The following is a 22,017-nucleotide window of genomic DNA, read 5'->3' as shown; positions in this document are numbered from 1 at the left end:
GAGATGTTCGTTAAGATGCAAGCAGGGAGGAATAAGCGATGACGGATTATGCAATAGACACCCATCAGCTAACGCGAAGGTTTGGACAACGGGAGACGGTGAAGCGGATTGATCTGAAGGTTCCGAAGCGCGAAATCTATGGATTTTTGGGTCCGAACGGAGCCGGGAAAACAACCACGATCCGGATGCTCCTTGGCTTGATCCGCGCTTCGTCCGGAGATATCCGCATTTTGGGTAAAGATCTGAACAAGAACCGAATGGAGATATTAAAAGATGTAGGTTCGCTCGTCGAATCTCCGTCTTACTATGCCCATCTTTCAGGTTATAAAAATTTGAAAATCGTAACGCTGATGCACGGGATCCCGGAATCCCGAATCAACGAGGTTTTGCAATGGGTCCGGCTGGAGCAAGCCGCCCATCGCCCGGTGAAGGGGTATTCGCTTGGCATGAAGCAGCGGCTCGGTATTGCGATGGCGCTGATTACGGAGCCCAAGCTGCTGATTCTGGACGAGCCGACAAACGGCTTGGACCCATCCGGCATACAAGAAATACGCGAGCTGATTTCGCGGCTGCCCCGTGACTTTGACATCACGGTTTTGCTCTCCAGCCACCTTTTGAGTGAAATTGAGCAAGTGGCAACCTATGTAGGGATTATTAACCATGGAGAATTGATCTTCCAAGGGCCGCTTCAGGAATTAACCGAACGGAGCAGGCCTTATGTATGGATGGAAATCGACCAGCCTATGGAAGCGGCTGCCGCCTTAAGCGGCAACGGATGGGATGCGGAGCCGGATGCAGCGACAGGCCAGCTTAGAACCTCCGTGACCGACCGGCGGGAATCGGCTGAAATGATTCGATATCTTGTGGAGCAGCAGCATGATGTCTACCGGGTAACGGAGAAGAAGAAGACCCTTGAGGAAATTTTCCTTGAATTGACCGGGCAGGAGCAAAGCTTATGAATCTGGAGCTTATACGTGCCGAAGGCCTCAAACTGAAGAGATTATGCCGCTTGATCCCTTTTTTGCAGGGCATCATTTTAATCAGCATGACGGCGCTGGAGTGGTATCTCTATTTTCGTCAAGGACCCGGGGGAGTTTATGCAGGTTTTGCCGTCATGTATATGTTTATCTCGTTTGTTTTTTTATTGGGCATTACGCTTCTTGCCAGCATTATGGCAGGTACGGAGCACGAAACGAAGGCTTGGAAGCAGCTGCTGGCCATGCCGATCCCCAAAGGATCGATTTATCTGACGAAATTGCTGTGGATTTTCATTTTGCAGCTGTGCACTGTAGCGATTACGGTCGTTGGTATGTGCATCATTTGGTTTTTATATACGAGCGAACCGCTGCCGTGGAAAATCTTGATCTTACAGCCGCTTTTCGTCTGCTTGTCTTCCCTGCCGATGATGGCGATCCAGCTGTGGTTTTCCACTGTGTTTTCCAACCAGGCGTTGCCGCTGGCTATAGGAATATTCGGTTCCATTTCCAGCCTGTTTTTGGCCCGAAGCAGTTCTTCCATCATTCATCTTCTTCCTTGGTCATATCCCGCTTTATCGAGTCCGCTTATTCCCGGTCATGTACAGTGGATTTGGATATCGCTTGGCGTGGGATTATCGTTGTCCATCCTGGGAGCTTTCATGTTCGCCAGAAGAGAGTTTGAATAGGAGGAACAGAAGACATGAAAATGCTTTTGCGTGCCGAAGCGATGAAAATCCAATGGAAAATCGTTTTTTTGCTGGCTTTGCTCGATACGCTGATCAATGCAGCCATGGGCGTGGAGCAGCTCCAAAGTTTGAAGGAATTTTTTGCGCCGAGCTGGACGACCCTTTATATCCACAGCGTGAATCTTCATTCGATGTTTTTCTATCCTCTTTATTGCGGAATTCTGGCTTCATTATTGTGCATGTACGAGCACCGGGATGGGGGCTGGAAGATCGTGCTCGGATCTCCCGGTCCGCGGCATAACATTTTCTATGCCAAATACTTGGTGTTAATCGGGATTCTGGCGCTGGTGCAGGTTGTATTCATGTTGGGGTACCTTGCCGCAGGCAAGCTGGCGGGTGCTCCGGGAAGCATTCCTTGGGGAACGTTGCTGTATACCGGGCTGGGGGGATGGATCGGCATTCTGCCGCTCGCCGCCCTGCAGCTGATCGTTTCCATTAAAGTGCGTAATTTCGGGGCTTCCCTCGCGTTGTCCGTAGGTTATGTCGTTCCGAACATCGTGCTGACCGGTTTTCATTCCTCGATCGGGGCCTGGCTTCCGTTTACGATTCCCTACTATGTGATGATGCCGCAGGCGGCCATCTATGCCCCAAGGGTCGAACCTTATAGCTTATGGGCGATTACGTTGGTTACGGGAGCGGCTTATTTGCTTATCGGACAGCGCTTTTTTGAAAAAAGAGACTGGTTATAAATGATCGATTGCGGCATGATCAGCGGGCGTAACCTTTCGGGGCATGCTAATGGTAATGCCTTTTCGCATTCATCGTTTTTTCCACCGGGCAGCTTACTCTTGTTGCCGCGAAAAAAACACCTTCAAAGATGCTTCCATACCTTACGAGATGGTTGCATGTTCTTGAAGGTGTTTTATTTTGCCTTTTTATTTTGCCTTTTTATATTGCCACTTATCTACAACGGATTTCGGTAAAGGCGGCGCTTTGAAGGCATCGTCTGCTATAGATTGTCAAGCAGGTTGTCCGCAGTGAGTTGGATGTGCGTTCTAAAGATGTCGACGGCACGATCGCTGTCGCGGCTAAGAACGGCATCGGTTAATGCTTTATGTTCGGCGCGGCCATCGCGGGTTGGCTGCTGTTGGAACGACCAATGTCGATAAAATTCGCTCAAATCCCAAAGGCGTCTGCAGATATCCAGGAGAAGCGCATTGGGGCATGCGGCGATAAGCTGGTAATGAAATTGACGGTGGATATCGGACCACTCTTCGCGAATGGCAAGCTTTTGATCCACTTCCTCGTATTCGGCCGTTTGCGATAATTTGTGGTGAAGGGCGATTACATTGGATTCCCATGTGAGATCACCATGGGCGATGGACAGGCGTAATGCAGCGGATTCATTGATCAACCGCGCCTCTATGATGCTTTTCAATTCTTCTTCCGACGCCGTTTTCACGGAAAAGCCGTGATTCGGGTTTTGCAAAACGAGGCCTTGGGTTGCTAACCGGGTCAATGCTTCCCGAACGACGGCAACCGAGACATCAAAACTTTTGGCTAGTTCCGAAACGGTTAATGGAGAGCCTGGTTCATATTGCCCGGCCAAAATATCATGCCTCAGTTTCTTTGTAACATTTTCACTTAAAGTGGACGAACCGTTTCTTTTCGCCATGAAGCCGACACCATCCTTTATAACATCGGGATAATCCACGTTTAAATAATTTACACTGAAACTTATAAAAAAACAAGCTGAAATTCGAAAATTAAGAAACAAAAATATTTGTGTTTACAGAATCGATTCTTGAATATATAATCGAATCATACAAAAAAGGAGGAGTTTACAGTGAACAACAACCCATTTGCCAAATTGCCGGAAGTCGCGGCCTTTCAGGTAACGAGTAACGATATTGTAGAGGGCTTTCCCTTGCCTCCCCAGCAATACGCGTCTGGAGTGGAGGGGGGCAAAGATCTTTCGCCCCATTTGAAATGGTCGGGTGCGCCCGAAGGCACGAAGAGCTTCGCCGTCACCGCGTATGACCCGGATGCCCCGACCGGATCGGGCCTGTGGCACTGGGCGGTCATCAACATCCCTGCCGGCGTCACCGAACTGCCGGCCGGCGCGGGCGACGAACATGGCAGCGGCTTGCCGGAAGGCGCCTTGCAACTGCCGAACGATTTGCGGCTCGAACGGTTTATCGGTGCGGCCCCTCCAGCGGGACACGGTCCTCATCGGTATTATTTTGTCGTTCATGCGCTGGATGTCGAGAAGATCGGCGTTGACCCAAGCGCCACGCCGGCTCTCCTGGGATTCACCATGCTGGGCCATACGCTGGGGAGAGCAGTCCTCATGGCAACAGGTGAAATGAAGTAACCCGAGTGTTCGCAAGCTGCAAAAGGATAGGAACGCCTGATGCTTCAACCGAAGCATCGTCATATAAGGAAGGAGAGGTGAAGCATAACGGTTCGTCATCGAATTGTATGTCCCGTATGCCGCCAACCGATTAAAAATTTGAAGCATACGATCATTTGCGGCTGTGGGAGCAAAATCAAAAACAAAATTGCCATTAAGAAGGCGGGAGCATCATGAAGCCGATCCATGAACAAACGATTCTTGTTACGGGAGCGACGGACGGCATCGGCAAACAGACCGCGATCGATTTGGCGTCGCGGGGAGCGACCGTTATCGTGCACGGGAGAAATGACGAGCGGGGAAGGGCTGCGGTAGAGCAGATCGTCCGGTTAACGGGAAACGAAAACATTCGTTTTCATAAGGCGGACTTTTCGTCGCTTGCGGAAGTGCAGCGGTTCGCAGGGGAGGTACAGGCCGAGTATGCAGGTCTCGATGCGCTGATCAACAACGCGGGTACCGGTGGATCAGGAGCGCGCGCCTTAAGCCGGGACGGATATGAGCTTATGCTTGCCGTCAATTATTTGGCCCCGTTTCTGCTGACCGGTTTGCTGCTGCCCATGTTGAAAGCAAATTCGGCGCGAGTCGTAAATGTTGCGTCCGCAAGTCAGAAACGGATCGATTTATCCGACTTAATGCTGGAAAGAGGTTATTCGCCGTTAGCGGCCTATCAGCAAAGCAAGCTGGCCCTCGTAGCGTTCACGTTCGAGTTGGCCGAAACTTTCCGGAGTAACGGGATCACCAGCAACTGCTTGCATCCCGGAACTTACCTCGATACGAAAATGGTGCGCGAAAGCGGAGTTACTCCGCTGGGAAGCGTTCATACCGGAGCAGATGCGGTCGTCCATTTGGCTGTTTCGACCGAACTCGAAGGAGTGACGGGGAAATACTTCGATCGAAAAAGGGAGGCAACTGCCGACAAGCAAGCCTATGACGGCCCATTTCGCCGCAGGCTGTGGGAGCTCAGCGCGCGCTTGACTGGTTTGGATCAAACAAGGCAGCTGCAATGATAGCCCAGTGGAACAAGTGACGTTGTGCACTTCGAACGATATACGAATGTTTTGGAGAATCGAAAGACCGGGATTCCTTGATAAGCAAGGAATTCCGGTCTTTTACTTTATGATTCGTGAGCAACGATTCACTTCGCATAGGGTTTTCAGTTATTGTTGGCAGGCCCGCTAAATCAAACCACTTGCCATTTATCTTCAAATCGCATATTATATAATTAATAATCTTAAATTAAAGATTTTACAAAAAGGAGTCGTCATGACCATGCTGAAAACGGCAGGCATTCACCATATAACGGCATTCGTCAACAACGCGCAGCAAAACGTCGATTTTCACGCCGGCGTACTCGGATTGAGACTGGTCAAAAAGACGATTAACTTTGACGCGCCGGAAGTATATCATTGTATTTTGGCAACGAAAACGGCAGCCCCGGAACGATCATCACCTTTTTTCCGCAGGACAATGCGAGAACGGGCGTCATCGGCGGCGGGCAAGTAAGCATTACGGTATATGCTATTCCGGTCGGCAGCATGGGCTTTTGGACGAAACGCCTCGATTCCTTTGGCATCCGTCAAGAAACAACTTCCCGGTTCGGGGAGAGCTATCTGCGTTTCTTCGATCCATCCGGATTGCAAATCGAGCTCGTGGAACGCGAGGAAGGAACGCCAAGCCGCTGGTCCTTTAACGGCATTCCGGCGGAACACGCGATTAAAGGATTTGGCGGAGCGATGCTCAGCAGCATCTCTTCGAAAAATACGATGCTCGTGCTGGAAAAAGTGCTTGGGCTCGAACGCGTCGCGGAAGAAAACGGCCTTGTTCGTTTTAAAGGATTCGGGGACATCGGCAACATCATCGACGTCAACGCCGAAAATGCCCCGTGGGGCGATCCCGGCGCCGGCACGGTGCATCACATCGCTTGGCGGGCCAAAGACTATGAAGAACATGAGCAATGGCGCGCGCTGCTGGCGGAAATCGGCTTCCAGCCGACGCCGGTCATTGACCGCCAGTATTTTCATGCGATATACTTCCGTGAGCCGGGTGGAATCCTGTTCGAAATCGCGACCGATCCTCCGGGGTTTGAACGTGACGAAAATTTCGAAGATCTGGGCACGCATTTGATGCTGCCGGAGTGGTATGAGCCGCAACGGGAATTGATCGAACAAATATTGACCAAGATTGAAGTACGTGAAGTGAAGGGGGATTTTCAATGAGCAATCTAAGCATGAAGCATGTTTTTAAACAAGGTTCCGATCCGGCCGCGCCGGTGCTTGTCCTTTTGCATGGCACCGGGGGCAACGAGCATGATCTGCTGCCGCTGGCCGAGATGCTGTCGCCGGAATCCTCCATGCTGGGCGTGCGCGGCAACGTGCTCGAAAACGGCATGCCGCGCTTCTTCCGCCGATTGGCGGAAGGCGTGTTCGACGAAGAGGATTTGGTGTTCCGCACGAAAGAGCTGAACGATTTTCTCGATGAAGCGGCGAAGGAATACGGTCTCCAGCGCGAGCGCATGATTGCCGTCGGCTTCTCGAACGGCGCCAACATCGCTGCCAGCCTGCTGTTCCATTACGAACATGCGCTGTGGGGAGCGGTGCTGCTCCATCCGATGGTCCCGCTGCGCGGCAAGCAGCTGCCGGATCTGACCGGGGTTCCGGTCTTTATCGGCGCAGGCAAAAACGACCCGCTCTGCTCCGTTTCCGAAACGGAAGAGCTGCAGTCGCTGCTGGCCGGGGCGGGAGCCGAGGTTCAAGTGCATTGGGACAACCAGGGCCATCAGCTGAGCAAAAGAGAGCTGTACGCCGCCTCCGACTGGCTGGATAACCGTTTCTAATCGATAAAGGGGGAACCTCCTGTCCCGACATGGGACGGGAGGTTTTTTTGTGCGCGAAAATAGGCTCCCGAAGCTACTTTTTCGTAAACTTCCTCTTGAAAAATGGCAGCAAAAAAGGTACGGTACTGAGTAATAAACTTTTAAGGCGAGAATCAAAGCCCGGAACCGATAAAAAAAGCGGGCTGATGGAGCGAGGAGAACAAAATGAAGGAACATGTTCAAGAGACGACCGGCAGCGGAGCCCATACGGCAGCACAAACAACGGAATCGATCGGCCATTCGGTTTCGATGGAGGATATCGTGCGCGCGCATCACGTCCTGCGCGAGGTGATCGTCCGCACGCCGCTGCAGCTCGACGCGGTATTGTCGGCAAAATACAAATGCAACGTGTATTTGAAAAGGGAAGATTTGCAGGTGGTGCGGTCCTTTAAAATCCGCGGCGCCTACAACATGATCCGTAATTTATCGGATGAGGAACGGGCCAGAGGCATCGTGTGCGCAAGCGCGGGCAACCATGCCCAAGGCGTGGCTTTTTCCTGCAATGCCCTTGGCATCCAGGGCAAAATCTATATGCCAAGCACGACGCCGAACCAGAAGGTGAAGCAGGTCAAGCGTTTCGGCGGCAGCAACGTCGAGGTCGTCCTGACCGGCGACACGTTCGACGACGCATTCGAACAGGCGATGAAAGCTTGCGACGAGCAGGGCATGACGTTTATCCATCCGTTTGACGCTCCGAAAATCATTGCGGGCAACGGCACGATCGCGATGGAAATCATGGAAAGCATGGACGTCCCGGCGGATTACGTGTTCGTGACGATCGGCGGAGGCGGTTTGGCGGCAGGCGTAAGCACGTACATCAAAACGGTAAGTCCGGCCACGAAAGTGATCGGCGTCGAGCCGTCGGGCGCGGCGTCGATGAGCGAGGCGCTGCTCCGCCACGAGGTCGTGACGCTGCAGGAGATCGACAAATTCGTCGACGGCGCTGCGGTCAAACGAGTGGGGGACATGCCGTACGCCATATGTGCAAGCAATCTCGACGACATCGTGAAGGTGCCTGAAGGCAAAGCCTGCACGACCATCCTCGACCTGTACAACGAAAACGCGATCGTCGTTGAGCCGGCGGGCGCCCTGCCGGTCGCGGCACTCGATCTGTACAGCGAGCAGATCCAAGGCAAAAACGTCGTCTGCATCATCAGCGGCGGCAACAACGACATCGACCGGATGCAGGAAATCAAGGAACGTTCCTTGATGTACGAAGGCATCAAACATTATTTTATGATCAATTTCCCGCAGCGTTCCGGCGCGCTCCGCGAATTCCTCGAAGACGTGCTCGGCCCCGGCGACGACATCACCAACTTCGAATATACGAAAAAACATAACAAAGAAAACGGCCCGGCCCTCGTCGGCATCGAGCTGAACAGCAAAGAGGATTACCTGCCGCTGATCGAGCGCATGAACCGCAAAGGGCTGCAGTATACCGAGCTGAACAAGGACTCGAACCTGTATAATATTTTGATCTGATCGCACGGAGTGCTTTACAGAAAACGTTCTTCCACCACGGAAGGGCGTTTCTTTTTTTAGATTTAAGAATGTATACGTTTCGGAGTCCGCTGTAGCAAGCAAACATGCCGCCAGTAACGCAGTCAGCCTTCCATGAAAGCAGTTCGATAGATGCTGTTCTTGTGCAACGGACCGGAATCTCGATAAAAACTTCAATTTTTTATATTGACCGAACAGTCACTCAATAATAAAATGGAGTTGTATTCCAAATTCAATGTGATGATGGAGGAATTAATATGGACTTGTATTATGAGGTTAGCGGAACCGGAAAACCTGTTGTGCTCCTTCATAGCGGCGGCGCGGATTTACGGGATTGGACGTATGTCGCGCCTTTGCTTGCACAACATTATAAAGTGGTCGCTTTTGACGGCCGCGGCGCAGGGAAGTCTCCATCGCCCTTGGAACCGGCGAACTATGTTGCAGACTTGCTGGCTCTGCTGGATCATCTGGGGCTTGAAAAGGCTGCGCTTGTCGGCCATTCGATGGGGGGCAGAATTGCCGCGGATTTTGCGCTTGAGTACCCGGACCGGGTTTCGGAGTTGGTTCTTGTCGGTCCCTCATTATCAGGTTTTAACCCGTCCCAAGAATTTCAGGATTGGATGCAATGGATCCATGAAGCCTTCCCGGATATCGACAAGGTGACCGAGCGTTCCTTTGACGCCCCGTCGTACCGCATCATTAAGTCCAGCGAGCATTGGGAATTGATGCTTGATATGTTCCGCCATCATTTAATGAAAACTTCGGAATGGGGCAGCTTTGAATCGATTTGGCCGGAACCGCCCGCCATTGAAAGGTTAGGGGAGATGGTGCCCAGAACCATGCTTTTGATTGGCGATGAAGAATTGCCCGATAACGTCCGGATTGCAGAGCGTTACCGGGAAATCCCCGATTTCCGTTTGGTCACGGTTCCCGGCGCAGATCATATGGTTACGTTAACCCATCCTGATGAGCTATGCCGCCATATCATCCGTTTTTTGGGAGAGTGAACATATGCCGCGCACACCGGAAGAAAATGAACGCATTCGTCAAATTTCCAAAGAAAAAATTCTTATGTCCGCCATGGAATTGTTCATGAAGCAAGGGTACCATGCGACATCCATTGACGAGGTAGCCAAACACGCGGATATATCCAAAGGCCTTTTATATAACTACTTCAAAGGGAAAGAAGAACTGCTCGCGACCATGGTGGAGGCCAGAATCCGCGAATTGGTTGATGTGATGGAAGCAGCGGCCTCAAAAAAGACGCCGGCCGAGCAGCTAACGTATATCGTTGAAGGCGCCATCGATAACGTCCGGGACAAACCGGAAGTATTCCGGTTTTATCTTCATTTGCAGACCCAGCCAGAATCTGATGAAGTGTTGGTGAAATACAGCAAAATGCTGATCGAAGAAAGCGCCAGACAATTTAACTTGCAATGCGAGATGTTTGAAAAGCTTGGGGTCAAAGAGGCTAGAAAACGCTCTTTGTATTTTTCATCCACGCTTCAAGGCAGTATGTTGATGATTTCAACGTATCCCGAGCAGTTTCCGATCGAAGAGATAAAGGCGCAGATTATTCAGGAATTTTGCGGATGAAGCGGGTTTGAAAAAGGGAAGAGGTTTCCTGGGGATGAAACAAAGAAAAACGCCATCGTGTACCCGATAAACCGCTGCGAACAGCGGCCCGTCTTTCGGGGGTATCACGAAGGCGTTTTTTAATATTTTCCGTGTTATGAATCAATTTCATAATGGATTAAACATGCGATAACGAAACGATATATAGACAAATAAAACCGTTTTGATCTATATATCGCCTTGATTAAAGCTGCTAACGGTATTATAAAATTGATTCGTTATAAATAATAATTCGTCATCGACTGATCGCTGGCCAACACGGCCTCGCTGTCGAGTTTCTTTTTCAAATACGACTTGTCCGACGAGATAAAAATGCTCATGATCAAATCGACGACAAACAGGAACGTGATGTGATTGGACAGGAGTGCACTGTTGTTGACTGATATTTTATCCGGCACGATGATGTTCTCATCCGCATGTTCCGTAATCGGCGACGAATCATAGCAGGTGATGGCAATCGTTTTGACCTGATGGACCTGGGCAATCGCCACTGTCTCCACAATTTCCTTCGTCGAACCGGAGCGGGAGAAAGCCACAACGGCGTCTTCTTGGCCGCACTGGGCGGCGGCGATCTTCATGGCACGGCTGTCATTGACCGCTTCGGCCATCATGCCGATGATAGATAAACGATTCTTCAGGGCGATGGCGGCCAGATACGAATCGAACATGCCGATAATATATATGCGCCGTGCTCCCTTCAACATATCCACCACGCGCCGAAGCTGCTCCTCCGTAACAAGCGCGGACGTATTGACGATCAGTTCGTTATAATCGAGCGCCAACGCATCGATCGGGTTGATTTCCCGTCTTTCCTTTTTCTTGGCTTGCATATCCCGATAAAAAGCGTCCTGGGCAAAAGCGATCTTGAAATCGTTAAAGCCCTTGTAGCCGATTTTTTTGCAGAAGCGGTTGATGCTCGTTTCCGATACGCCGATTTCATTGGCAATGGCCGTAATCGTGTTGCGCGTAATAAAATCCGGATTGTGTATGACGAAATTGGCGATCTGGTTTTCGCCGAAGGTGAGTTTTTGGGTTTGGGACACGATTTTGGCGATGACGGCCGGAATCTGTGAAGACATGATACCTCCTCCTGATCTAACGCGGGAAAAACTAATCCGGCGGGGCTGACGATAACTTTTCCCATTATATCATACTGCGTGAGGTATGGAGAGAGCGTCATATCCATTATTTACAAGCTTCGATCTGCCGCATGAACTCATCCGCCGGAAGCTGCCGCTCCCGGATCAAATAGGCATAGTCCAGCAAATTGGGCAGGCAGGGGAGCGCAAGCAAATCCTTGCAAAAAGCATGCGCTGCGATCTCGCAGCACTGCACCACGCTTGATTTTTTCGTGAACGGCCCCAGCTTAAAAACCTCGATCCTTTCGAGTTTTTCATTCGTAAACGCCTGATCCCGATACTCCAGCCAGTGGTAGAACTCATGGGCCAAATGAATATCGACCAGCAGATCCAGCTCGGTTTCGTATGTGCCGCACCGTTCGCCAAGAAGCTCTTGGCAGACCGTCTGCATTCCTTTCAGGGAAGAGGCGTACAACATCATCTCCGGCGGCGTTTTGGCAAAATCGATCTGCGCGCGAAAAGAGACGTTATGAAAGGTCCCGCAAGCTTCCGTGATTTCATACCGAAGGCCGGCGTCCCTGCACATGTCCCGAATGCCGAGGCCTTTATATTTTGCCGCCGCCAGGCGTCCGGCCTGAAGCGACTCATGGACATAGTAGGGAATTTTCGCAGGCGGTATTTTATGAAAAAGCGGATCCTGCCTCAGCTCCATGCAGCCTAAAACATCATCGGACAGACCGGACAAGCAGTAGGGCAAAAGGGTTTGAACCGGCATTCGCGGCGACCTCCTTGCTAACTTAGAAGATTTTCCATGTTAGATGTACTTCGGGATACCCTAAACCGATCATATACCCGAATCCACACACAGAACTGTCTGTTTTACTGATAAGCCACAACCAGCATTTCATCTTGCGGCGCAAGCATTTCGGTTTCGATTTCCAGGATGGACAAAAGCTGCTCTTTGGTTTGCATGCCGGTTAAATCCAGCATTTTTTCCTTGTAAAAGACAAACACCTTCGGAATCGTGGCATTGGCGTCGGAATAAATGGTGTTATCGTCCAAAAACGAGCTTAGCGCTTCGTGCGCGGATTTATGCAGCTTCGTAAAATGCACATTGTTTTTCTTGAAGCGGACAACGCCTTCGCGGTCCAAAACGCTGACGGCATTGGATTTTTTCTTCAGCAGTCCGAACAACGACTTCTTTACGCTTTCGCTGGCAAACAAATGCCAACGACCGGTTTGCGCGGCAAGTACGGTCGTTTCCACCGGACTGTCGATGGAACCGGCTGCAACCGCCCGCATGTCTTCCTCGGACATCGCTTCCTGGGCCAGATCCTTGGAACGCAGCTCGGTGGAGCCGGTGGCGATGGCGCGGAGAATGTTTTTCTGGCTGTCGATTTCGATCGTCACTTCCACGGTATCCTCGGTAGCGCCGGATTGAACGATCCGCTCGATGATGTCGGCGCGGATGCGTTTGATATCCTCATCGGTCGGATTGACGACGGTCCGCTCCAACTGTTCCTTAACCATGGCAAGCGCCACGCCGATCGTTGAAACATAGGGCGCATTGTTGGCGATTTGGGATTTGAATCCTTCGCGCTCCGCCATCGCCGGCACAAGCACCGCACCGCTGCCGCCGCCGCCTACCAGCGTAACGAAGCTGCGGTCCAGCTCATAATCTTCGATCATCTCGTTAACGGTTTTCATCGTTTTATCGATGGCGATGTTTATTGCCTGTCTAGCAGCTTCTTCCACAGTGACCCCGAGGTCTTCCGCCAAGGCCTGCCAGGCTTTCAGCGCCGCTTCGACATTACCTCTGGCATAATCGCCCTCGGGAACGTAATTCAAAATATTGGCCGCTCCCGCCAGCGTATACGAATATTCCTTGCCTCCGGCGCATTCGCAGATGACGTATTCGGCAGGGTCGCCTTCGCGCGGGCTGATGAATTTCACTTTCGGGTTCACGATGTTCTCTGCAGAGGCGAAAGCCTCATATTCTTTGCCGGCAATATGCGCGCTGCGCGGCCCGACATCCGTAATTCGTCCGCCGGCTACCTTGATCATGCTGCCGCCGGCGATGCCAAGCGTGCGTACATCCAAGGATTGCAGATAGGTGCGGTGGCCGCCGACCTCGGCGTTTTTGATCATGACCTTGCCGTTTTTGATGACGGAGATGTCGACGCTGGTCCCGCCGACCTCAAAGAAAATACCGTCGGAAATTTTTTCGTATATCAGCGCTCCGGCAACTCCGGCAGCCAATCCGGACAACATCGTCAGGATCGGGCGCTTGCGCACCTCGTCGATGCTCATGACGCCGCCGTCGCATCGCATAATCATCAGCTGCGACTTGATGTTGGCGTTTTTGACGGACTTCTCCGTCATGTTCGCGGTCTCCATCATTTTCGGGATGAGCGAGGCGTTGATCACGGCGGTGCGCGTCCGCGTCTTCAAGCCGTACAGCTGGCTGATCTCATGACCGCCCGTGGCGTACAAGCCTTTGCGGTTCGCAAGCTCCACGACACGTAGCTCATTGGCCGGATCATCGACGCTGTAGGCTTCGGAAGCGACGATCACCTCGGCTCCTTGAGCCGCCAGTTCATCGATGGCGGTATTGATTTGCTCATCCGTCATGTTTTTGGAATCCAGGTACGTGTGAAACGTATGCAAATATTTGCCCGGAGCCAGCTCGATATCTCCCGGATTGGATTCCGAGCGGGCGCTGAGGCCGTCAAGGCCCGAACCCATGCCGATGATGCCGACGCGGGCGACGTCCCCTTCCAGCAGGGCATTGGTTGCCTGCGTCGTCCCGTGCGCGATGAAGGTGACGTCTTCGGGGTCGATGCCTTTGCTGCTCAGAATGCGATTCAAAATTTGCACGATCCCTTTCGCCACGCCGTCCGGGTCATGGTGCGTGGTCGGGATTTTCATTTTTTCGATGACTTCGAATGTTTCATTGTCGATGAGAGCCGCGTCGGTAAACGTACCGCCGACGTCAATGCCAACCCTTACTTTTGTTCTCCCCATTATGTCCTCCTCCGGATGACGGGCAAAGGACCTTCTGCCGTAGTCTTTCTTAAGCTTTTCGCAGGGCCCTTGTGCCCGGTTTATTTATATAAGCTAAACAAATGATTTTAAGGTTGAAGGCAGCCGGGTGAAAATGTTCTTACGATCGCTGTTGCTCCCGGATTTCTTGATTTGAACCTAATCTATGGTAGAAATCCGGGAGCAAAGCATAAGCTTACGATGCTACAAAAGTTGAACCGATGATTATGATTGGAAAGGAGGCAGCCGGGTGAAATGTTCTTTCGATCGCTGTTGCTCCCGGATCTCTTGATTTACACCTAATCTATGGTAGAAATCCGCTCACAAAGCATATGCTTACGATGCTTTAAAAGTTGAACCAATGACTATGATTCGAAAGGAGGCAGCCGGGTGAAATGTTCTTACGATCGCTGTTGCTCCCGGATTTCTTGATTTGAACCTAATCTATGGCAGAAATCCGCTCACAAAGGCGAACGCTCCGCTTCTTCAGAATCATTTCTCCCTCTTGCCTATTCCTTTTCATTTTCTTTAGTTCAACTTTATAGCTTTCCTTAGGAAAGCTTTTAGGCGATTGCAGTGTAAGCTTCCGAAACAGCTTTTATTCAAAAAGTTTTCAGCTTCTCCAGAATCATTTCCTCTAGGTTCGATATTCTAAAATGCATCTTCTTTTAGAATATTGAACCCTCTTGCCTATTCCTTTTCATTTTCTTTAGTTCAACTTTATAGCTTTTCTTCGGAAAGCTCTTAGGCGAACGCAGCATAAGCTTCCGAAGCAGCTTTTTTCAAAAAGCTTTTAGCTTCTTCAGAATCATTTCTCCCAGGTTCAATTTCTAAAACGGATCTTCTTTAGAAGATTGAACCCTCTTGCCTGTTCCTTAGTTCTTTCTGAGTTCAACTTATATAAGCTGTTTTTCCTTTATTCTCCATTACTGCATTTCACATGTTTACTGGTTCTTTTGTTTTGACACAGACGGTTAAAATACCATGAATGCCCCAATAACTACCGAGATCAGGACAGAGGCCATCGTCCATGGCAGCGTCTTTTTCAAAATCTCATTGATGTCGCTTTTCGTAAAATCGGCCACCCATACGTTATGCGAGTTGGTAGGGTCGGAGACGGACTGCACGTTGCTGACTGCGCGCAAGGCAAGCATTGCGGCCACCGGCGTCATGCCGGCGGAAACGAAAAGGGCGGCGATGCCGCTGCCAAGACCCCATACGTTCAGCGGTCCGCGGTAAATCGCAAGCGGCGACAAAATCGTGAAGAACAGGATGTACGGCAGCGGACTTCCAGGCAGCACGGATTCAATCAGCGGCGAGATGACGGCCGATACCTGTGGCGACATGACGGAGCTCAGCAGGATGCCGATGCCGATCATAAGCCCCATGGCGCCGGCGACGTCCTGAATGCCTTCCACCAGCGCGCTGGAAAGGATATGGATCGGACGTTTGGGCCAGGTGAGCAAAATGGTGACGATGGCGCCGATAATAACGGCCGGAACGATGTCGATTTTGAAAATGAAGACGAGCAGCACCGGCACCAGAGGACTGATCAGCGCAATCGTGGGCACCTTTTTGTTGTCGCCTGGCGTTGCGGCCGGCATCGCCCATGCTTTGCGGCCTTTGCCGTCTTTTTGGATATAAAATACGATCATGATAAGCGAAATAATGAAAAGAGGGAGGGCGACAACCATGGTGTAGTTGGCGATTTTATCGACGGAAAGTCCCAGTACATCGACATAAACGGCCCAGTTGGACACGTTGAAGAGGGAGCCGACCCCTACGGCCAGCAGGACGACGATCGAAGCGACGAATTGGGAGATGCCTGCCGTCAGCATGATGGGAATGACGATCGTACCGACCAGGATCACCATGCCAAGTCCGCCTGCCGCGGAAAAAATAATGGATGCGGTAATAAAAAAGAGAATAGCTATAAGTACGGGTTTATCGCCGGCCAGTTCGGCCGCCTTGCGAATGATGGATTTGGTAATGCCGACCTTGTTCAGAATCTGGCCGAACCAGGCGCCGAATATAAGGCCGGCGATGGCGCCGGATAACTTCATGGAGCCGGATGCCAGAATGGTTTTGGCGATGGTGGTCGCCTCCGGATTATTCGACAGCAGCGGCACGCCCGCGATAATGGCGAACAGTATCGCCATTATAGGCAGAGCCAGAATGGTCGGCAGCTTGCGTGCCATCATGAGACCCACGAACAACAGAAAAACGAGCAGAATACCGATTGCTTGGAACCACATTGCCGTTGTCATTCAAATTTCCCCTCTCAAAATGGGCTTAAAGTCAGGCTATAAACTTAGTAGTTGACACTGTGCGAGGTGGCCGCTGCGGTTACGGATCGTTCTTAAAGGTCGCTGTTGTCTCCAAATTTCTTGAATTTTTCAAAGTAGTAGAAATTCGGAGCCAGCTTATGCTTCCGATGCTAGCTTTTCTTCGAAAAGCTCTCAGCCGAACGCTGCCGATTCTTCAGATCGATTCCGTCCCCTTCGCTACTTTCGCTTATGTCAATTCACTAAATATGATGTTGAGCCCTTTCTTTAGTACAACTTTTAAACTTCCAGGTAAGCTCCTTGCTTTTTTAAAATCGTCTGCACGTTCTTGATGTCGATGTCCTGTACATTTTTACCCTCCAATGCCGCGAGTGCCGCGGCAACCCCGCCGCCGTGACCGATGGCGCCCGTTGTCGGCGTGGTTCTCATCGCTGCCTGCGCTTCGAAGGTGGCCGAAATGCAGCGGCCGATGACGATCAGGTTATTTACGGAGCCGGTAATCATGCAGGAGTAAGGGATGCTGTATACGCCGCCCCATTCCAATTTTTGATGTTTGGTGCCTTCCCCGTCCGGACTGTGAATATCGATCGGATAACCGGAGTGGGCGACGGTATCTTTAAACAGGCGCTGCTCTAAAATATCCTCTGCGGTCAGCGTGTAGATGCCCTTGATTTGGCGTGAGCCGCGGACGCCGATGTTAGGACCCGTAGACTCAACGACTGCATGTTCGAATCCTGGAATGTATTTGCGGACAAATAGCTCAAGCTCGCGGCACTGCTTGCGGCCTTCCATTTCCGCTTGGCTCAGGCTGTGCGCGTCGGTTGCGTCATAACCGATAATGCGGGTGGTGTTCAGGATGACCTCGCCGGGGTTATTCGTTTCGAAGAACAAAATATTTTCGCGCGGAATGGAAATTTCGCCCCGTTCTTTGGCTTTTCGAAACAGGCTGTCGAATCCGCCGACCGAAAGGCGAGGGGCTTTCTCGATAATGGAGGTATCCCCGTTATAAAGCGGAAAGTCCTCGGGGTGGGCGTGAATGTACTCTTTTACCCGTGGAATGTCGACATTGTACATTTTCATTTTCAAGGTCATCGGCTGCGTTGCGCCGTCGGATTCGCGTCCTTTTGTGTATTCCACGCCGGCAAGAGCCGAGAGGTCGCCGTCTCCCGTCGCATCGATGAAAACAGAAGCGTGGATGTCGCTGAGCCCGGATTTATTGCATACCCGTATGCCTGTAATCCGGCCATTTTCCGTGGTAACGCCTGCCAGCATCGTATGATATAAAATCTCGCTGCCGGCTTCCGTGACCATCAGCTCAAGTTCATGTTTCATCGCTTCGGCGTCAAAAGGGGTAACCGAATATGTAAAACCTACCGTATCAAAAATATGCCCGGGAGATTTGCCCAACCGCTTCAGCCGTTCGATCAACTCCCCGGTGAAGCCTTGAATCACCTGTTTCTCTCCGGCATGGAACGTCATCATCGGCCCAACGCCGTTTGCGGTCAGCGTGCCGCCAAGAAATCCGTGGGACTCTATAATCAGCGTTTTTGCGCCGGTTTTGGATGCGGCGATGGCCGCCATCGCCCCGGAGATGCCTCCACCCATTACAACTACGTCATAATGCTGCATGTTCTTCGCTCCTTTTTTCAAGATGGAATCGTTTGATGCCTTAAGGCTAACAAAGAATAAATGATTTGTAAACGCTTTTAGAAAATTATTTTCTTAATATACGGAAATATTGAAAATGATTTGCTAGAGTGTGTAGATGTCAAAAAAAGAGGGAGAGTAGTGCACAAAAAGCAGAAATGCTCTAAGAGGATTTTCTGCACTCTTGTGTTTTTTAAAGAAATATGCGGATATTGCATAAAACTCAATGTTACGATGGAGTTCAGAGTAAACTTGGCTGAGGGAGCTGGATCAAGTTATCTCTTACTTTGAAAAAGATCAATGGGAGGCGAGCTAATGGAGAGTATTATAGAAGAATTGTACTACGGTAACCTGAATCCTGAAGAGCAGATTGTCCCTACAGATCCTGAATATCGGGCGATTAATAGAAAAATTACGGAATTGATAGAGGGAGCCAAAAAAAGATTTTCGGAAAGTGATTTCGCAGCCCTTGAGGAAATTTTGGATTTGAATGGGGAGTCTAACTCCATACTGATAAGAGCTTCTTTTACCCAAGGGTTTAGGATGGGGGCTTTGGTGATGGTGGAGGTGTTTTGTGGGGAGGGGATGGATGTTGGGGAGTAGGTGAAGGCGAAGCAAGAATCCGGGAGATTGTATGTACTGTCGTGATGTAGATCAAGTATCTTTAAAGGCTTCTGCTATCAACATTAGTAGAAGCTTTTGTGTTAGGAGAAGATATATATTGTTTGTAAAATTATTCTAATCTTGTAGTACAATATAAATTTAGTACCAGGATATGATAATTAAAGATTTAAGAGATAGTTGAGGGTAACTCAATAGATGCTCCCGACATCCGACAACGGTTCCGTGTTCACGACGTCCATTCACCCTAAGCTGCTCGAGTCGTTCGTCTAGCACGATCTTGGCCAGCCGAATGCGTTTTGGGTGAATGAATGTGTCTCGGCAATCTCTTCCCCTTATCCTCCGGACCCCGAGGAGGGACGTAGTCCGACGATGCTCTCTTCATTGATTCTACACAGGCATACTCACTTCTTTACCTTCACCCTTTTTGGAAAAAAGTTACAAGACAAGGCTTCCAAATTCAGTATAATATACTTTAAGAAAGAGGTGGCTATTGTGGAAAAACTGCTAGTTGAAATCAATAATATTAAAAACATTAAAAAAGGGGTAATGGAGATTCCTTTGGAAAAGGGCGTTTATTCGATAGTAGGAATAAACGGATGCGGAAAGACAACAATTCTGCAAGCATTGGCACAGACTATATCCCGTCATCATCTAGGTTCTTTGAAATCAACAGATTATTCGTCAAGCTCTTCAGTTATATTTCAGGTTGGAAACAAAAGAGATGTTTGGACCAAATCCGGTGATATGTGGAAAGCAGATACATACCCCAATACAATGAGATTTAATGGAAATTATGAAGGAAGTCTTTTCTATGGAACAAGATTCAATGATTCTAAGGCTGTTGATGAACTAGTTGAAAGTGGTGCATTTAAGACCGATGAAATTGTTGAGGCTGATGAATATATTAAAGACAAAATGAGTTACATAATCCATGGAGATAATCTACATTACAGAAATCTAAAGCGCGTAAGAAATAGAGAGATTGCAAGACGACTTAACATCAAGAACACACCTTATTTCTACGAAATCAATGGAGAATTGATATCGCAGTATAGGATGAGTTCGGGTGAATGTCTACTAGTATCTTTATTACATTTTGTTTACAACTCATTGGTGAGGAAATCGTTGCCACCGAATAAAACTATCCTATTATTAATTGATGAAATAGAAGTGGCGCTTCATCCAACGGCAATCAAAAGATTACTCGAGTTACTTCAAGAACTAGTACAAAATTCTGAGAGTTTGGTTGTTATACTCACCTCGCATGCTCCAGAAGTCATACGATTTATTCCACCTGATAATATCTTTAAAATCGAAAATATTGAAGGTGACCTATCTGTTGTAAATCCTTGTTATCCAAGCTACGCAATTAGAGAAGTCTTCGATCAAGATGGATTTGACTTCTTATTATTAGTAGAAGATCGTCTAGCAAAAATAATTGTTGAAAAGGTGCTTAGAACATATAGTATGTATAGTAGTAGATTAATATATGTTTGTCCTGTTGGTGGATGGGAAATGGTATTATCCTTGCATAAAGAACTCCTAAAATCTAATGTGCTGGGAATTGGAAGGGTTGTACTTTCTATATTAGACGGAGATATCCAGGAACAAGCAAGAAATAAAAGTACAGAGCTAAAGAAATTGTTCCTTCCTATCGAGAGTGTTGAAAAATACCTTTATCGTGTATTATTTGAATCCCCTGATCAAAAGTTAAAAAAAATAATTAATGATAAGTATTTCCAAATAAATTCAGTTGATCGATTAATATCAATCTATAGATCGAAATTCGCAAGTAGTCGGCCAGAAAAACCAAATAAAGAATTTTATAAGATACTTATTGATGATCTTAAGACAAGGGGAATTTCAGAAAATAGTTTTGTAAATAATATTGCAGAGGATATCTTCGAAAATGTAAATTTCGAACCCTTTGCTAAAAATTTAAGCAAAATGTTATCTTGAATAATGCTCATAGTATAATTCGGTTAATGTTGGAATACATTAACCATTACTTTTTTAGAGAATTTCGTCTAACAATATATTCAAGCATCAGAAGCCTGACAGATCCTTGGTCCGCCTATGTAAAGTAAAAGGGAAGCAGGATCTGGCGGATACATCTGCACCGACTAACCGCATTGCGGCCGGCTCCTGTCGGAGTCCTAAGTCGGTGGGACGACGTGAATATAGAAAATGTTAGGCGAAATTCTTATGAAATTTAACAAAATCAGGAGGGGTATTCAGTAAGGCATTTTTTAGATGAAGGAAATAATTTCAGCTGGGCACACCTGCACCTCTAATCGCATCGGAGCCGGTTCCCTCGGAACCTTAAGGTTATTTTGAGTGCCATAAACTTTTGACCTTTAATCGCCATAAAAATATACCCCCTAGAAACTCATCGGATAAACCAAGGGATTTTTCCAATGTCTATTCTAAGAGGGCAAGGTGCACTTCACGACAGCCTGTGTATTTTTCTTTGTTCTATGGAGATATAGATTTCGAGTGGACATCGCTGCCCCTAAAAAAGAAAACTCCGTATATCCGGAAGTCTTCTTTTTGCCGTACTCATTTTCGAAGCCGCGTCTCAATCGTTGCCCTCAACGCTCAAAACCTTTCCGCTTTTGGCATCCGACTTTGATCTCGTATTCCTTGCCTCCGTTGTGCACGTCGACCTCATAGTAAGTAGGTCCGATTTTGCGTTCGATTTTCCATTTCGTCGCGGTCCTGTTTACCTTTTGGGTAGCGATCTCCATCGCCTTTTTCGCAGCGATGACGCCGGTCAGGTCGATTTTGGACTGCTGCCGATCCGTTTTGATTTTGTTTTTCTCCAGCGGCGCGGTTTTGTCGAAAATAATGCTTTGATCGTCCGCGCTGATCCCAACTTTGGTTTTTTGCGTATCGGTCATCATTTCGACTTTATAGGCGTACGTTTGATTTTCCAATTCAAGGTCGAGTTTCGTTACGTCGCCCTTGCCCTTCGTTTTGGACAGATCGGGCGCCTGCTGCGGAGTGACCTTAAAGAAAGCTTTAAGCAAGTCGGTCGGGTCCTGCGGAGCTTGGAGGCGTTTGAGGCGTCTGGCTCGCAGGCGGCGCTGCCGCATCGTTGCCGGCGGTATCATTGGCCGTGCTGCCCGATACGTTATCGGCAGTGCCTTGCTGCGTATCCTGTGTTCCTTCGGCGCCGTTTCCGCCGCCTGCCGCGCAGCCCGCAGTCCCTAAAAGCAGCAGAATTCCGAACGCAATCACGGTTATTTTATTCATTG

Annotated in this window: 20 protein-coding genes and 1 pseudogene; 12 read left to right on the top strand and 9 right to left on the bottom strand. The window is 49.3% G+C overall.

The window, feature by feature from the left end:
• Window positions 1-38: 38 nt before the first annotated feature.
• From GQY55_RS27055 to GQY55_RS27045, 3 genes are read left to right on the top strand one after another with little or no spacing between them, the layout of a single operon-like run.
• On the top strand, window positions 39-959 hold the full coding sequence (locus tag GQY55_RS27055) for an ABC transporter ATP-binding protein (RefSeq protein ID WP_160045035.1): 921 nt from the start codon (window positions 39-41) through the stop codon (window positions 957-959).
• Complete coding sequence (locus GQY55_RS27050; protein ID WP_160045034.1) at window positions 956-1,663, top strand: ABC transporter permease; 708 nt, start codon at window positions 956-958, stop codon at window positions 1,661-1,663. Before GQY55_RS27055 ends, GQY55_RS27050 begins: the two co-directional genes overlap by 4 nt.
• Before the next feature lie 14 nt (window positions 1,664-1,677).
• A complete protein-coding gene (locus GQY55_RS27045) occupies window positions 1,678-2,412 on the top strand; it encodes an ABC transporter permease (protein WP_160045033.1) in 735 nt (244 codons plus the stop codon).
• 260 nt (window positions 2,413-2,672) lie between these two features.
• Here the strand turns inward: GQY55_RS27045 and GQY55_RS27040 are convergent, their stop codons facing one another.
• Window positions 2,673-3,377, bottom strand: coding sequence for a GntR family transcriptional regulator (locus GQY55_RS27040; RefSeq protein WP_236575900.1), 705 nt, complete (start codon window positions 3,375-3,377; stop codon window positions 2,673-2,675).
• A 132-nt stretch (window positions 3,378-3,509) separates the two neighbouring features.
• On the opposite strand from GQY55_RS27040, the gene GQY55_RS27035 reads away from it, so the two are divergent.
• The 7 genes and pseudogenes from GQY55_RS27035 (at window position 3,510) to GQY55_RS27005 (ending at window position 10,044) form a co-directional block, all read left to right on the top strand.
• Complete coding sequence (locus GQY55_RS27035; RefSeq protein WP_160045031.1) at window positions 3,510-4,037, top strand: YbhB/YbcL family Raf kinase inhibitor-like protein; 528 nt, start codon at window positions 3,510-3,512, stop codon at window positions 4,035-4,037.
• 212 nt (window positions 4,038-4,249) lie between these two features.
• Window positions 4,250-5,083, top strand: a complete 834-nt coding sequence (locus GQY55_RS27030) for an SDR family NAD(P)-dependent oxidoreductase (RefSeq protein WP_160045030.1) — start codon at window positions 4,250-4,252, stop codon at window positions 5,081-5,083.
• A gap of 262 nt (window positions 5,084-5,345) precedes the next feature.
• A pseudogene (locus GQY55_RS27025) lies at window positions 5,346-6,292 on the top strand (ring-cleaving dioxygenase).
• Between the two features lie 11 nt (window positions 6,293-6,303).
• Window positions 6,304-6,909: an alpha/beta hydrolase gene (locus GQY55_RS27020; protein WP_160045067.1), complete on the top strand. Its 606-nt coding sequence runs from the start codon at window positions 6,304-6,306 to the stop codon at window positions 6,907-6,909.
• A 288-nt stretch (window positions 6,910-7,197) separates the two neighbouring features.
• Window positions 7,198-8,430 carry a threonine ammonia-lyase IlvA gene (gene ilvA / locus GQY55_RS27015; RefSeq protein WP_236575905.1) on the top strand — a complete coding sequence of 411 codons (1,233 nt, stop codon included), beginning with the start codon at window positions 7,198-7,200 and terminating at the stop codon, window positions 8,428-8,430.
• A gap of 275 nt (window positions 8,431-8,705) precedes the next feature.
• Window positions 8,706-9,455, top strand: a complete 750-nt coding sequence (locus tag GQY55_RS27010) for an alpha/beta fold hydrolase (RefSeq protein WP_160045028.1) — start codon at window positions 8,706-8,708, stop codon at window positions 9,453-9,455.
• Between the two features lie 4 nt (window positions 9,456-9,459).
• On the top strand, window positions 9,460-10,044 hold the full coding sequence (locus GQY55_RS27005) for a TetR/AcrR family transcriptional regulator (protein ID WP_160045027.1): 585 nt from the start codon (window positions 9,460-9,462) through the stop codon (window positions 10,042-10,044).
• On the opposite strand, the gene GQY55_RS31650 is transcribed toward GQY55_RS27005, so the two are convergent.
• The 6 genes from GQY55_RS31650 to GQY55_RS26980 all read right to left on the bottom strand — a co-directional run bounded on the left by GQY55_RS31650 (window position 10,022) and on the right by GQY55_RS26980 (window position 18,118).
• The gene (locus tag GQY55_RS31650) at window positions 10,022-10,195 is read right to left on the bottom strand and encodes a hypothetical protein (RefSeq protein ID WP_236575899.1); all 174 of its coding nucleotides are present in this window, start codon (window positions 10,193-10,195) and stop codon (window positions 10,022-10,024) included. The genes GQY55_RS27005 and GQY55_RS31650 overlap by 23 nt on opposite strands.
• A gap of 106 nt (window positions 10,196-10,301) precedes the next feature.
• Entirely contained in the window at window positions 10,302-11,162 is an 861-nt protein-coding gene (locus GQY55_RS27000) for a MurR/RpiR family transcriptional regulator (RefSeq protein ID WP_160045026.1), read from the bottom strand.
• A 106-nt stretch (window positions 11,163-11,268) separates the two neighbouring features.
• Window positions 11,269-11,937, bottom strand: a complete 669-nt coding sequence (locus GQY55_RS26995) for a hypothetical protein (protein WP_160045025.1) — start codon at window positions 11,935-11,937, stop codon at window positions 11,269-11,271.
• Window positions 11,938-12,041: 104 nt separating this feature from the next.
• Window positions 12,042-14,186 carry a hydantoinase/oxoprolinase family protein gene (locus GQY55_RS26990; protein ID WP_160045024.1) on the bottom strand — a complete coding sequence of 715 codons (2,145 nt, stop codon included), beginning with the start codon at window positions 14,184-14,186 and terminating at the stop codon, window positions 12,042-12,044.
• A 992-nt stretch (window positions 14,187-15,178) separates the two neighbouring features.
• The gene (locus GQY55_RS26985) at window positions 15,179-16,471 is read right to left on the bottom strand and encodes a citrate transporter (protein WP_160045023.1); all 1,293 of its coding nucleotides are present in this window, start codon (window positions 16,469-16,471) and stop codon (window positions 15,179-15,181) included.
• 297 nt (window positions 16,472-16,768) lie between these two features.
• Complete coding sequence (locus GQY55_RS26980; RefSeq protein WP_160045022.1) at window positions 16,769-18,118, bottom strand: FAD-dependent oxidoreductase; 1,350 nt, start codon at window positions 18,116-18,118, stop codon at window positions 16,769-16,771.
• A gap of 333 nt (window positions 18,119-18,451) precedes the next feature.
• Here GQY55_RS26980 and GQY55_RS26975 point away from each other — a divergent pair, with 333 nt between their 5' ends.
• Window positions 18,452-18,739, top strand: a complete 288-nt coding sequence (locus GQY55_RS26975) for a DUF6809 family protein (protein ID WP_160045021.1) — start codon at window positions 18,452-18,454, stop codon at window positions 18,737-18,739.
• Window positions 18,740-19,252: 513 nt separating this feature from the next.
• The gene (locus GQY55_RS26970; RefSeq protein WP_160045020.1) at window positions 19,253-20,719 is read left to right on the top strand and encodes an ATP-dependent nuclease; all 1,467 of its coding nucleotides are present in this window, start codon (window positions 19,253-19,255) and stop codon (window positions 20,717-20,719) included.
• Between the two features lie 632 nt (window positions 20,720-21,351).
• Here the strand turns inward: GQY55_RS26970 and GQY55_RS26965 are convergent.
• Together GQY55_RS26965 and GQY55_RS26960 are read right to left on the bottom strand one after the other, a co-directional pair.
• Window positions 21,352-21,789: a PepSY domain-containing protein gene (locus GQY55_RS26965; RefSeq protein ID WP_160045019.1), complete on the bottom strand. Its 438-nt coding sequence runs from the start codon at window positions 21,787-21,789 to the stop codon at window positions 21,352-21,354.
• The gene (locus tag GQY55_RS26960; RefSeq protein WP_160045018.1) at window positions 21,782-22,015 is read right to left on the bottom strand and encodes a hypothetical protein; all 234 of its coding nucleotides are present in this window, start codon (window positions 22,013-22,015) and stop codon (window positions 21,782-21,784) included. Before GQY55_RS26960 ends, GQY55_RS26965 begins: the two co-directional genes overlap by 8 nt.
• Between the last annotated feature and the right edge of the window lie 2 nt (window positions 22,016-22,017).

The organism is Paenibacillus sp. USDA918EY (genome assembly GCF_009870825.1).
GTDB lineage: Bacteria > Bacillota > Bacilli > Paenibacillales > Paenibacillaceae > Paenibacillus_AQ > Paenibacillus_AQ albilobatus.
Note: the sequence above shows the minus strand (reverse complement) of the source record. Positions and strands in the feature narration are given on the sequence as shown.